The 12,227-nt window shown below is 56.9% G+C and carries 12 protein-coding genes and 2 pseudogenes; 7 read left to right on the top strand and 7 right to left on the bottom strand.

From position 1 onward, the window contains the following. The first annotated feature begins 91 nt into the window (after positions 1-91). Positions 92-1,366 (top strand): transposase, encoded by a 1,275-nt coding sequence (locus ACRXB1_RS17825; RefSeq protein ID WP_449492720.1) that lies wholly within the window; start codon positions 92-94, stop codon positions 1,364-1,366. Positions 1,367-1,510: 144 nt separating this feature from the next. On the opposite strand, the gene ACRXB1_RS17820 is transcribed toward ACRXB1_RS17825, so the two are convergent. From ACRXB1_RS17820 to ACRXB1_RS17810, 3 genes are all read right to left on the bottom strand, one after another. Next, a complete protein-coding gene (locus ACRXB1_RS17820) occupies positions 1,511-2,596 on the bottom strand; it encodes a porin (RefSeq protein WP_449492718.1) in 1,086 nt (361 codons plus the stop codon). A gap of 94 nt (positions 2,597-2,690) precedes the next feature. After that, entirely contained in the window at positions 2,691-3,710 is a 1,020-nt protein-coding gene (locus ACRXB1_RS17815; protein ID WP_449492717.1) for an IS701 family transposase, read from the bottom strand. A 96-nt stretch (positions 3,711-3,806) separates the two neighbouring features. Then, positions 3,807-5,114, bottom strand: coding sequence for an MFS transporter (locus ACRXB1_RS17810; RefSeq protein WP_449492719.1), 1,308 nt, complete (start codon positions 5,112-5,114; stop codon positions 3,807-3,809). Positions 5,115-5,328: 214 nt separating this feature from the next. Between ACRXB1_RS17810 and ACRXB1_RS17805 the strand changes: the two genes are divergently transcribed. Further along, positions 5,329-5,565, top strand: a complete 237-nt coding sequence (locus ACRXB1_RS17805; RefSeq protein ID WP_449492716.1) for a hypothetical protein — start codon at positions 5,329-5,331, stop codon at positions 5,563-5,565. A 48-nt stretch (positions 5,566-5,613) separates the two neighbouring features. On the opposite strand, the pseudogene ACRXB1_RS17800 reads toward ACRXB1_RS17805, so the two are convergent. The 3 genes and pseudogenes from ACRXB1_RS17800 to ltrA all read right to left on the bottom strand — a co-directional run. Beyond that, positions 5,614-5,910, bottom strand: a pseudogene (locus tag ACRXB1_RS17800) (integrase core domain-containing protein); the annotation flags it as partial. A gap of 34 nt (positions 5,911-5,944) precedes the next feature. Continuing rightward, positions 5,945-6,145: pseudogene (locus tag ACRXB1_RS17795) on the bottom strand (transposase); the annotation flags it as partial. Between the two features lie 79 nt (positions 6,146-6,224). Then, positions 6,225-7,253, bottom strand: coding sequence for a group II intron reverse transcriptase/maturase (gene ltrA / locus ACRXB1_RS17790; protein ID WP_449492715.1), 1,029 nt, complete (start codon positions 7,251-7,253; stop codon positions 6,225-6,227). 2 nt (positions 7,254-7,255) lie between these two features. Here ltrA and ACRXB1_RS17785 point away from each other — a divergent pair, with 2 nt between their 5' ends. The 5 genes from ACRXB1_RS17785 to ACRXB1_RS17765 all read left to right on the top strand — a co-directional run bounded on the left by ACRXB1_RS17785 (position 7,256) and on the right by ACRXB1_RS17765 (position 11,575). Beyond that, complete coding sequence (locus tag ACRXB1_RS17785) at positions 7,256-7,552, top strand: Y4bD/Y4pK family protein (RefSeq protein WP_062174803.1); 297 nt, start codon at positions 7,256-7,258, stop codon at positions 7,550-7,552. A gap of 52 nt (positions 7,553-7,604) precedes the next feature. Further along, on the top strand, positions 7,605-7,937 hold the full coding sequence (locus ACRXB1_RS17780) for a DUF6788 family protein (RefSeq protein ID WP_062174913.1): 333 nt from the start codon (positions 7,605-7,607) through the stop codon (positions 7,935-7,937). A 136-nt stretch (positions 7,938-8,073) separates the two neighbouring features. After that, on the top strand, positions 8,074-8,979 hold the full coding sequence (locus ACRXB1_RS17775) for a recombinase family protein (RefSeq protein WP_449492714.1): 906 nt from the start codon (positions 8,074-8,076) through the stop codon (positions 8,977-8,979). Positions 8,980-9,101: 122 nt separating this feature from the next. Beyond that, complete coding sequence (locus tag ACRXB1_RS17770) at positions 9,102-10,121, top strand: IS110 family transposase (RefSeq protein WP_449492713.1); 1,020 nt, start codon at positions 9,102-9,104, stop codon at positions 10,119-10,121. A 146-nt stretch (positions 10,122-10,267) separates the two neighbouring features. Next, positions 10,268-11,575 carry a zinc ribbon domain-containing protein gene (locus ACRXB1_RS17765; RefSeq protein ID WP_449492712.1) on the top strand — a complete coding sequence of 436 codons (1,308 nt, stop codon included), beginning with the start codon at positions 10,268-10,270 and terminating at the stop codon, positions 11,573-11,575. An 8-nt stretch (positions 11,576-11,583) separates the two neighbouring features. Here the strand turns inward: ACRXB1_RS17765 and ACRXB1_RS17760 are convergent, their stop codons facing one another. After that, positions 11,584-11,841 carry a hypothetical protein gene (locus ACRXB1_RS17760; RefSeq protein ID WP_449492711.1) on the bottom strand — a complete coding sequence of 86 codons (258 nt, stop codon included), beginning with the start codon at positions 11,839-11,841 and terminating at the stop codon, positions 11,584-11,586. Between the last annotated feature and the right edge of the window lie 386 nt (positions 11,842-12,227).

Here is a 12,227-nt window from a genome sequence, read left to right as displayed (position 1 = left end):
AACCGACCTCGTGCCACACATGCGTTTCATTCTCCCTTCGAGGTATTCGCCGCGACGCTACAAGCAGCGGATCTAGCAACGTCATCTAAACATTAACCTAGCTGTTGCACTTCGACTTGAGACCGCCCTCTATAACAAGCTGCTCAGAAGCTTTCACAGCTCCGCCGTTGATATCGACCGGCTATCAGCACTGTGGGCCCAGGCGGTGATGCGGTTGTTCCGCGAACCGGTGCGCGTGAACGGTAGGCGCGTACTGGTGGGCGACGGCATCAAGGTGGCGAAGTGCGGCAGAAAAATGCCCGGTGTGAAGCTGCTACACCAGCAATCGGGCACTAGTACCAAGCCCGAGTACATCATGGGCCACTCCCTGCAGGCGGTCAGCATGCTCGTGCAGGCAGCCAACTCCGTCTTCGCGGTGCCGCTGGCCATGCGTATCCATGAGGGCCTCGTATGGTCCAACCGCGACCGCCGTACCTTGCTCGACAAGATGCTCTCGCTCCTCGGCATCGTCGCGATCAAGGATCCATACTACTTCGTCGCCGATGCGTTCTATTCCGCCAGGAAGATGGTCAAGGGCCTTTGCGCCAAGAACAACCACCTGATCACCCGCGTAAAATCGAATGCCACCGCCTTCACCGAGCATGTGCAAACCGGGCCAAGGGGGCGCGGCCGTCCCAAGATCTACGGCGAGAAGATCAAGCTGAAGTCCCTGCTCAATGATGATGCCAAAACCACCCAATCAGCCATCAGCCCCGTATACGGCGAACAGGACGTCACCATTCAGTACCGGGTACGTGATTTGTTGTTGCAATCCTGCGGGCAACTCGTACGCTTCGTCGCGGTGATTCATCCCTCCAGAGGGGCTTGCCTGCTGATGTGCACCGACCGCACCCTGGATCCGATCGAGATCATTCGTCTCTACGGTTTGCGCTTCAAGATCGAGCACGGCTTCAAGCAGGCCGTTCACCTGATTGGCACCTTCGGGTACCACTTCTGGATGATGGACATGAAACCGCTGCGTCGTCGCAACGGTGACCAGTATCTGCACCGTGAGTCACAACAGTACCGCGACGCCGTCAAACTCAAGATCCACGCGTATCACGTCTTCGCCCAAGCGGGCGTCGTCTGCCAGGGACTGTTGCAATACCTCGCGGTGACCTTTCCATCGCTGGTGTGGAACTCCTTTGGATCATGGCTGCGCACTGTCCGCCCCGGAATCCCACCTTCCGAGCTCGTCGTCGCCAACGCCCTACGCCAAAGTCTGCCGGAATTTCTCGTGAATACCGCGCAAACAAATATCTTCGCGAAATTCATCGGCGAAAGGCAGGACCTCGAACTCTTCGAGTTGTTCCGATTAGGCACATAGGTCAAATCCGGGCCTGATTGATTACGCAGACACCACCCCAAAAGGATGAAAGATACTTCGGGGCGGAGGCCCGTTCCCGCTACTTGCCGACGATCAAATTTTCACGAAAAACTCGTCACTCTCGAGTACTAAGTAAATTGGATATTAAAAGAGGTGATTGATCCCCACAGCCACTCCCGTTTGATTGGCGCCAGCCACGACGCCGGTTCCAAAACCAGCCACGCCAAGGTTTGATCCATTGCTGTTCTTAACGTAGTTTATCTCGCCGTAAATGCTGGTCCGCTTCGACAGAGAATAGGCGCAGTTGATGCCGAAATCGATAGGATGCTGGCCGGCGGATTTGATGTCGGTGTAATACGTCGCCGCAGACACGACAAACGCAGGAGTCGCGCGGAACTGCAGTCCGCCGTAGTACATATCCGAACGGGCTGCCGTCGCCGGAACGGAACTGTTGAACCACTTGTAACCCGCGAACGCCTTGAGCGCCGGAATGAACTGATAGCTTGCACCGACCGCGATGCGCTGCTCCTTATCTCCCTGTGTCGCTGTTGAAGTGCCACGACGCAGATCGTAGACGATCGCGGCAAAAATCGGCCCGGTCGCGAACGAGGTGCCACCGCTGATCTCCTGGCCAACCCGGAATTCGCCGGGAATCTGGCCGCCGTTAGTAATGGTCGCGTCATAGCCCGTGCTGTACAACGCATCGAAGTTGAATGGACCGAGATCGGTTACGTACTTGACCGAATTGTCGGCCCGGTTCGCATACTGGGCGTCTTGGGAGACGAGAGACCAGTTGTAATAGCCCAGCGGGTCAAGAGGCAGAAAGTAGTCGTAGATAGGGACTTTCTGGCGACCGAGCGTGAGCGTGCCATACGGCGTTTGCAAACCCACGAACGCCTGCCGACCGAAAAGTCTCCCGCCTTGCTGCAGGGTGCCGTTCGCGACGCTAAAGCCGTTTTCGAGCTGGAATATGGCCTTCAACCCACCGCCCAGATCTTCGACTCCGCGAAATCCCCATCGGTCGTTGGCCTCTCCGCCGGAAATCATCTGGGCGGACCCCTTATTTTCACCGCCACTCTTGCCAGCGTGGGTCACGTACGCTATTCCCGAGTCCACGATCCCGTAAAGAGTAACGCTCGACTGGGCACTCGCAAGCGACGAAAATAACATGATCGAACAGAAGCCGAAGGCATTGCGTCCAACTTTAGATTCAAGTGGTAAGAATTTCATTTTGTTTTCCTAATTTCTTTTACGCGGCTCTGCGACCGCATTTTGCGACTGGATATCGAAGTATCGGGCGGATTTCTACAATTTCAGTTAGGACTTACGCAAAGCGCATTGGGACCGACGGATTTTTGAGTTCACGGCGGAGGAAATCATCGAGCATTTCGTGTTTGACCTGGTAGAGCGTACGCTTCGTCTGTCGTGCGATGTCGGCTAGACGGACCCACACCAGCACGGCGCTGGCAATATGGTTTCGCTGGATGCGCGCCTTGCGGCACTGGCAACGCTGAAGGCCCGTGAGTTGCTTGACCTCGCGGTGAAACTGCTCGATCTTCCAGCGCAGGCCACACGCATCTTGTGTCGCCTGAGAGGAATCCTGAGTGATGTCGTTGGTCACGACCCAGTCCGTGCGGTGTGTGGACACCTCGACCCGGAACAGCTTCACCTTGTGATGTTTCGGAAAGCCCTTGATTTTGATCGTCTTGCCGTGCGCGAGAGTCTCAGCATCCCATTGCAGCGAATCAACATGCCGGCAGGGCGATTTGCCTTCGGAGTCGTCGACCAGTCGGTTGCTCCGCAACGGGCAGTAGTACGTCTTGCTCAGCGACTCGATGAACAGCATCAGATCCTTCGTGGCGTACCACGTATCCATCAGGACGCGGCGAAACGGCAGGCCCTTGTGATGAACCGCATTGGTCAGCATGTCGCGCACGTGATCGAGCTTGGACTTGCCGTCGCCGTCCGGATCGTAGATGCGGTAATCGATGATCCAGTATTCACCGCTCTGGGGGTTCACGTAGACGCAGTTCACCACGCCGATGCCCTTAATGAGGCCGTGAGCGTTGCCGCTGTATTGTCGCCGCACGAGCTCGATCTTGTGCGAGAAATCCTTGTCGGTCACGGAATCGTCGAACACGATGCAGCCGTCTTCATGCGGGACGATCTGCTCGCGCACGTTGTCCCACACGAGGCGCGGCGTCATGTGCTCGCGGCGCAAAAACCGGTTGATGGCATCGTGGCTCATATCGTCGACGTGGTCGGCAAAGTTGGTCAGCGTGCAGTTGGTCGGGCTCGTCAGCAGGTACTGGCAGTAGCCCAGGCGGCTCAGATGTTTCGTCATGCGCTCAACATTACGAAACTCCGCGCCCCTCCGGGTTTACGTCGTTTCGTAACAATTCGTTTCCGCGTTCAGGCGCGGCTTTTTGCGTAAGTCCTATCAGTGGCTATTGACGGGATGTTGAGAAACTGTGGACTGACCGGGCGTTTCGGGCGCCCGTTGCTGGTCATATGCCGGTCGGCGAGCTACAAAAAGCAGTATGAAAGCTCCGCAAATCGGGCCTGCTGCGAGAGTCAAAAGGGCGTACGAGAACGAATGCGAAGCTGCGTATACCTGCCCGACAAATATTGGCGCGAGGGCGCTTCCCGATTGCCATATAGCGTTCGTAAATCCGGCAGCCGCGCCAGCTGACTTTGCGCCTGACGCACGAGTGACCTGTGCTATCAAGACTGGTGTATATCCGAACGCGACTGCGCCAAGCAAAGGCGCAACAACATAGAACTGCGTCACGGTTGAGCACTGGCCGAATACCGCTAACATTGCAGCGAAACAGATCAAGCATACGATTGAGACGAGCTTTGTCGCGCCGTTCAGCAAGTCGGAGACCCAACCCAAAAGTGGCTTCGCAATAACGGCCCCCACGCCAAAGAGGGCGGAGATTGAACCTGCGGTCACTGGCGAGATCCCGTACTGCTTGGTCATCAACGCGTTGCCCCACGCTCCGAAGCCGACGGTTCCCCAAAGGGCGCCGCACCCGGCCAATGCTAACAACACGAGGTTCCTATTTTTCAACAGCCCACCAAGTTCACGTCGGGTAATGCGTGAAGACGGAGTTGTCGGACTGTCTCGCAACAGGAAGAACGTGACGATCGCCCAGCAAAAGGTAGCAACGCCCAAAACCCTGAAAGCGTTTTGCCAGCCGAACCAGTTTGACATCGACGGGACGGTCGAATTGGCGATGACAACCGCAAGCGAGGTCGCAGTCGAATAGAATCCGAGTGCGCGCCCACGATCTTTGCCAAACCATGACGCGATGATTTTCACTCCCGCTGAGTAGTCTGCCCCGGCCGACAAGCCCATCACCAATTGCAGTGCGAAGCCTGTTCGGAGGTTATGCGTATAGCCAAAGCAGAAGGTCGCTACACCTAGTGGCAGAAGGGCTAAGATCAAAGTCTTTCTCCCACCAATCGTATCCGTGAGAATCCCTCCGATCACGTTCGCGACTACATATCCGATGTAGAACGCAGTGACGAAAGCGCCCAACATCGCTACTGATATCCCAAGCGATTGTCCTACTGGAGCAGAGACAGTGCTCCAGGCCACTCGATCGACGTAACTCAGGAGGAACGCGAACCAGACTACGAACAGAATGGTCCATCGGTAGGCAGGCGGTTGCGACTCAGTGGAGCTCGGCGCTCCAGGCGCGGAGCCGTTTGGGGTTATTTGGCGTGACGATATTCGCTTCATCTGTTCATCCACTGCGCTCTTTTGCGCCTAAATAACTGCAATCAAACAGTCCTTACGTGTGGCGGCACGAGGCACGACCTCACGTCTCATTGGCCAAACCGTAGTGTCCGACAGATGGACTGCTGTCTCAATATGACGTAGTATGAGTTTTAGATTTCGACGTGTCACGTCGGGGTTTACGGCAAGGAGTCTCTTCAAGCAAATGGCGACCCAATTGCTGACAACGGCGGCAACACTTGAGCGCGGTTATCAGGCGTTTCGTGGAAGCGGCAACCTGCAAGTCTTTCAGCCTCAAGTCAACGGGCTGGACAAGCTGCATCGGCAATGGCTGGCCGATCTGGAAAGCTTCAAAAGCTCCCTACGTGCACAGGGCCCTGAGCCCAAGGCCTTGGAGTACGTGAATGAAGCGTTCGGACGCCTTGCCGAACGCATCAGGAAACTTGCAGGTTGAAGTTGGAGTGAAGCGCTCCGGGTTCGTCGGAGACCGCCGAGTTTGGCGCTACGCCGCGCGTGCGGGCAACGCCTGATTCCGATTGTAAGCGTCCTCTGCTTCAGCAGGCGACACGTAACCGAGTGGGCCGAGCAGCCGCCGATGGTTATACCAATGGACCCATTCGAGTGTTGCCAGCTCAACCGCCTTTAGGTCAGGCCATGAGCGCCGATGGATGACCTCCGCTTTGTATAAACCATTGATGGTTTCGGCCAATGCGTTGTCGTACGAATCGCCGACGCTACCCGCTGATGGTTGCACACCTGTATCGAGCAAGCGGTCTGTATAGCGAATGCTCAAATATTGCTTAGGTTCAAGGGGTCGTTGCAACACCTAATGTTTATGACGCAAGTAGTAGATCTCTTAGTGCTTCTGCTGGTGATTTCCATCCAAGGCTTTTACGCGGTCTGCAATTTAGTGCGTCTGCGACGGCATCAAGTTCGCGCTGCGTGTACCGGCTGATGTCGGTGCCTTTCGGAAAGTATTGACGCAACAGACCATTCGTATTCTCGTTGGTCCCGCGTTGCCATGGGCTTTGAGGATGGTAAGTAGGCCCGAGGGGTTTCACCTCAAGCCTCTCGCAGAACCGTACGTGAGACTCTCGCCTCATACGGCTCCCGTCAGCCAACCGGTGCCCCAACGACACGCCAGTGAACGAACAACCGTGGGTAGACAGCCGCCATTTTGCGTAGCCATTCAGCGCTACGCCGTTTGTGTCGCGACAGTGTTTTGTACTTCCGTCGGGTCCAGCGCTCGAGCTTCCGGTCCACATATTGGAAGATCGCATGCAGCGCCGTTCGATAGAACGCCCCATAGTAATTCCACCACCCTTGTATCGTTGGATTGCATTGCTGCGCGAGGTCATCAAGCGTAGCTGGAGTCCGACGATGTATCCGCCAACTCCGCACTGTTTGCCGCATCCGTTTCAGCGCATCGTTGCTCGCTGCCGGCAAGAAACTGGTGAATCGCCGGTTGTTGTACCTGCTCATTGCCTCTCGCGGCCTAAACGTAAAACCGAGAAAGGTAAATTGCACGTTCGGATAAGCTAAGGTGCGTTTCCCGTCCTTGCAATACACGATCTTTGACTTGTCCGGATGCATCGTCAAACCACACTCGTCCAGCCGCGATGCAATGGCCCGCATCACTTCGTCCGCCTGCTCGCGACTTCGGCAGTGAACTACCGCGTCATCGGCGTAGCGAGCGAAAGGGAGTTGTTGGTAAGTCCGCGACATCCAGCAGTCAAACGCATAATGCATGAACAGATTCATCAAGATGGGACTAACAACCCCGCCCTGCGGAGTCCCCCTCTGCCGAGGCAAACGGGTACCGTCTGCAGTTTCGAACGGCGCAGTTAACCACCGCTCGATATATAGCAAGATCCAGTCATCCTTGATGTGGCGTCGCACCGCCTTCATCAACAACGCATGATCGATCTGATCAAATGCCGCCTTGATGTCAAATTCCACGACCCAGTCATATTGCCAACACCGCTTTCGCGTGACAGCAACTGCCTGCTTAGCCGATTTGCCCGGCCGGTATCCATATGAGTCTGGATGAAACACGGGATCGAGTACCGGTTCGATCAGAAGCTTGACGATAGTTTGCGCAATTCGGTCAGACACAGTGGGGACGGTCAGCGCGAACTGCACAAGTGCTCAGCGAGCATTTGGGATGGGCTGAGATTCGTCACCCGTTCCATCCCCTCAGGGGCCAACGCTTTCCCGTTCTGAAGGAGCGCCGCGTCGCAGGCACCGAGACATTGCTTCTGCGCGATACAGAACGTGGCAGCTTTAGCATTGCGCGCGAATGGACCGACTGGGGCACACCGACTGTCCACGACGACGCCATCGCGTCAGTGTGCTGCTTCGATCTGGGCATGTTGTTGGAGCTGGTCACGTTGATCGACCAGCTCGCCCCATCCAGGAAGTCGTCGAACAAAGGAGCTTGATCAATGCATCTCCTTGCCCTATTATCAGACCAGTTTTCAACGTGGTCCGCCAATGGAAGATATTCCGTCGTCCACTTTGCGCAGACGCCGCGCGCAATTGCTGAAGCAAATGCCGGCGTTAGAGACGCTCTTGCGCGGCTCTCTCATCGAGCGCTACAAGCGCTGCGGCAAACCGGGCTGCAAGTGTGCAGACGGCCCCGGCCATGGCCCCAAGTACTACCTGTCCGTGAGCTTTCCCGGCCGCCGGCCCCAAATGGACTACGTACCGCAAGCCGATTACCCCGACGTTACCGAACGTCTGGCGAACTATCACCGAGTCCGCGAGATCATCGAGGAAATCTGCGAGATCAACCGCGAACTATTGCGCCGCCGCGAGGCGCTCTGAGGGGCGCCGGTGAGCCAGTCTCCGCTGTCACTCACCCACATCGTCGATCCGCAATCGGCCGGCGTACTCATCGCCAACATGCTCGAGGCCTGGCTCACCGCCGGGCCCGCGCTGGAGCTGACCGAGGAGGCCGCCGATGAACACCAAGATCACCCCCCAACATCAAAGCAAGCCGGCGTACATCTATATCCGGCAGTCGACACTGGCCCAGGTGCGACACCATCAGGAGAGCACCGAGCGCCAGTATGCGTTGAAGGACAAGGCGCTGGCATTGGGTTGGACGGAAACGGCGATCCGTACGCTGGACCGGGACCTCGGTCAGTCGGGGGCGCAGATGACGGGCCGCGAGGACTTCAAGACGCTGGTGGCGGATGTCTCGATGGGGCAAGTGGGTGCAGTGTTTGCACTGGAAGTGTCGCGCCTGGCGCGCTCGAACCTGGACTGGCATCGCCTGCTCGAACTGTGTGCGCTTACTCATACTCTCGTGATCGACGCCGATGGTTGCTACGACCCGGGCGACTTCAACGACGGCCTGCTTCTCGGTCTCAAAGGAACGATGGCGCAGGCCGAACTCCATTTTTTGCGCGGGCGCCTCCAGGGCGGTAAGCTCAACAAGGCGCAGAAGGGTGAATTGCGGTTTCCGCTCCCGGTTGGCCTGTGCTACGACGATCACGGACGCATCGTCCTGGATCCCGATGACGAGGTACGCGGTGCCGTGCAACTGGCATTTCGTCTGTTTCAGGAGACCGGCAGCGCATACGCGGTTGTCAAGCGCTTTGCCGAAGAGGGCCTGCGCTTTCCCAAGCGCGCCTATGGAGGTGCATGGGCGGGTCGACTCATCTGGGGGCGCCTGAGTCACGAACGTGTTCTCGGTTTGATACGGAATCCTTCCTATGCCGGCATCTATGTTTTTGGACGATACCAGTATCGGCAGCGCATCACGCCACGGGGAGAGGTCCATAAGCGCGTGCAGCCGGTTCCGAAGGCAGAGTGGCGCGTTCATCTGCCAGACCATCACGATGGATATATCACCCCGGAATGAAATGAACGGCCCCCACCCGTCGACAAGATCGTGCGGGGGACGCACTTCCGTCGGCCGACCGCGTAAAAGTGCCCAAATCGTTAGATGATGGAGATCTTCACAGGCAAACCGGAGAATCCAGAATGAAGCATACGACCGTTGGTGTGGACATCGCGAAAAACGTCATCCAGTTGCACTGGGTCGACCTAGACACCGGTGAAATCGTGAACAAGCCGGTTAAGCGCGCAGTGTTCCTGGAGCATTTCGCAAATCGTGCGCCTTGTAGGATCGGAATGGAAGCCTGTAGCGGTGCGCAACATTGGGCACGGCGGCTCATCGAAATGGGTCACGAGGTAAAGCTGATGCCAGCTAAATTCGTTAAGGCTTTCAATACCGGCAACAAAAATGACGCTGCCGATGCGCGCGCAATCTGGATGGCAACGCAAATGCCTAGCAAAGCGGTTGCAGTGAAGACGGAGGCACAGCAAGCCGTTCTTGCGCTGCATCGGATGAGGCAGCAACTAGTGAAGTTTCGCACGATGCAGATCAATAGCCTCCGTGGCTTGCTGACTGAGTACGGTGAAGTGATGGCCCAGGGGCGCGCCGCGTTGGACAAGGCGATACCAAGTGTGTTGGAACGGTTGGTCGATCGTCTACCGGCGATTCTAATCAACACCCTGCGTGAACAATGGAACGGGCTGACAGCACTGGATAAACAAATTGCCGAAATTGAACGACGCCTGCAGACATGGATGAAAGAGGACAAGGCGTGCAATGCAATCGCTGCCATCCCCGGTGTTGGCCTGCTGACCGCGACAGCTGCCGTTGCTACCATGGGTGATCCGAAATCGTTCAGATCGGGACGCGAGTTTGCAGCGTGGCTTGGTCTGGTGCCTGGGCAAACAGGCTCAGGCGGCAAAATAAAACTGCTTGGGATCAGCAAGCGTGGCGACACCTATTTGAGAACCTTGCTAATTCATGGCGCTCGTAGCGTGTTGTTTCACACGAAGGAGCCTACAGAATGGATCGAACAGATGAAAAAGCGCAGACCACTGAACGTGGTGATGGTCGCGCTCGCTAACAAGATGGCGCGAATCATCTGGGCAGTACTGGCGCACGCCAGACCGTACACGAAAGATCATGTCAGCCTGAAGTCGGCTTGAGCAAGCATTCCGCTTAACGAGCAGTTCAATCGAGTTGGATAATCCCGTCGTAAAGTTGCGTTGGCAATCGAGTGTAATGACAGCACAGGTAAGACCGGGATTCGTGAAACCTGGAAATTCCAGCGAGCTTCGAGCTCTCACCCGGAATGAGGCACGAGTCAGCGGATTTCATAGGGACCCGCAGCGGCTATACCGGCTGCAAGAAGGTCGCATATAGAGCTGCAACCTATCCTGTTCTTCAACGCACAAGAAAGCCTGGCGCAAAGGGGGCCGTTCATATAGAGGAATTTGAACGCAACCAAGACCGCCTGGCGCTCAACAGGACCAACGGCGAAGGTACCGTTCTCAGTGGTGCGGCGCGTGAAGGATTGGCGCTGCTTCAGGGACTGCTGATATGCGGCTGCTGTGGTCGGGCGTTGACCGTTCGCTACCAAGGAAACGGCGGCCTTTATCCATTGTACTTATGCAGTGCTCGCCGCCGCGAGGGGCTGGCGACCACCGATTGCATGAGCATGCGCAGCGAACTACTTGACAACGCAATTGGCGAGGCTGTATTCACCGCCCTGCAGCCAGCCGAACTCGAGCTCGCCGTGACCGCCCTGAGCGAACTCGAGCAACGCGATCATGCCATCATGCGCCAGTGGCACATGCGCATCGAACGCGCCGAGTATGAGGTCGCACTCGCTGAACGTCGCTATCAGGAATGCGACCCGGCCAACCGTCTGGTCGCGGGTACCCTCGAGCGGCGCTGGAATGACGCGATGCTCCGCCTCGAGGCGATCAGGACGGAAGCCACCCAGTTCCAGAGCCAGAAGGCACTCGTCGCCACGTCCGAACAGAAAGCTCAGGTCCTCGCGCTAGCGCGCAATCTGCCGCGCCTCTGGCGGGCGCCGACCACATCAGCAAAGGATCGCAAGCGCATGTTGCGACTGCTCATCCGGGACATCACGGTCGAGAGACGGTCCGCCACGAGACAAGCGGTGCTGCATATCCGCTGGCAGGGCAGCGCGTGTACTGATATCACCGTGGACTTGCCCAAGCCGGCTGCCGATGCGATGCGTTACCCCGCCGCGTTCGTCGAGCGGGTGCGCGAACTATCGCAGCATCTGTCTGACCGGCAAATCGTGGCGCACCTCAATCAGGAAGGCATACGCAGTTCTACTGGCAAATCGTTCACGCTTGAAATGGTCAAATGGATCCGCTACCGGTATCGAATTGAAGTAACCTGCTTCAAGCGGCCAGACGAGCTCACGGTACAGCAGCTCGCTCATCGGCTGCATGTCAGTCCACACGTCGTGTATTACTGGATCGAGCGCCAGGTAGTCCAGGCGCGCAAGCTCGATGGGCGGGGCCCGTGGTGGGTTACGCTGGATGCCGCCAAGGAACGGCAACTAAAGGATTTGGTGCGCACTTCAGGGCATCTACAGCGGCAACATTCCAACACTCAACTGTGAGAGGTGCATTATGAGATCACCGTGGGAATTCCCAACTTTCTCGTGCCACCCTTGGCCTTCGGAATTTCTACCTGCTTGACCGGCGGCGGGAAGTACGACCCCGACGACATCCGGTTCCACAGTTTGTACAAATTCTTGGACCGCTCCTGCTCGAACATCGCGATAGTCTCATCGTCGATCCCAGCAGAACCTCGGTTGGCCTTCACCAGTTGGTAGGCTTCCCACACCGTACGCTTTGCAATGCAATATGGTTTTGCTGATGCCATGTCACTCATCCTCGCATCGCGAGTTGGCGACACTTGTCAACAGGCTAACGCCGCCCCTTCGCTCCACCCTCATTACAAGGGCTTCATCACTACTACGGGCGACTCCGTCCCTCGCGCTGGCATCGGTATTCTTCCTTATGGTGTTTGCCATTTGTCATTTCCCTTTACATCCAGCGCGAGGTTCTCACGTTCCGTATCAAAGCCTGTATTGAGCTCATGCCGCCTATACACCGAATGCCGACGGGTCCGTAAACAGGTATCGTCCCGACTGATCCTGGAGCTTCTGTGCAACCCCAGTTTTGGCAATGCTTTATATCTATAACGATGCGTCATCGAACGGTTTGCTTTCGCTCATCTTCTCAACACGTACCTGACGTCCTGACCGG

Source organism: Caballeronia sp. M23-90 (genome assembly GCF_053574605.1).
The sequence above is the reverse complement of the archived record's forward strand: the minus strand, read 5'-3'. Positions and strand labels throughout refer to the sequence as shown.

Bases quoted from the DNA above. Each gene is read 5' to 3' on its own strand.
- ACRXB1_RS17780 (WP_062174913.1), top strand. From the start codon at position 7,605: ATGGAAGATATTCCGTCGTCCACTTTGCGCAGACGCCGCGCGCAATTG.
- ACRXB1_RS17760 (WP_449492711.1), bottom strand. From the start codon at position 11,841: ATGGCATCAGCAAAACCATATTGCATTGCAAAGCGTACGGTGTGGGAA.
- ACRXB1_RS17810 (WP_449492719.1), bottom strand. From the start codon at position 5,114: ATGAAGCGAATATCGTCACGCCAAATAACCCCAAACGGCTCCGCGCCT.
- ACRXB1_RS17775 (WP_449492714.1), top strand. From the start codon at position 8,074: ATGAACACCAAGATCACCCCCCAACATCAAAGCAAGCCGGCGTACATC.
- ACRXB1_RS17820 (WP_449492718.1), bottom strand. From the start codon at position 2,596: ATGAAATTCTTACCACTTGAATCTAAAGTTGGACGCAATGCCTTCGGC.
- ACRXB1_RS17765 (WP_449492712.1), top strand. From the start codon at position 10,268: ATGAGGCACGAGTCAGCGGATTTCATAGGGACCCGCAGCGGCTATACC.
- ACRXB1_RS17815 (WP_449492717.1), bottom strand. From the start codon at position 3,710: ATGACGAAACATCTGAGCCGCCTGGGCTACTGCCAGTACCTGCTGACG.
- ACRXB1_RS17770 (WP_449492713.1), top strand. From the start codon at position 9,102: ATGAAGCATACGACCGTTGGTGTGGACATCGCGAAAAACGTCATCCAG.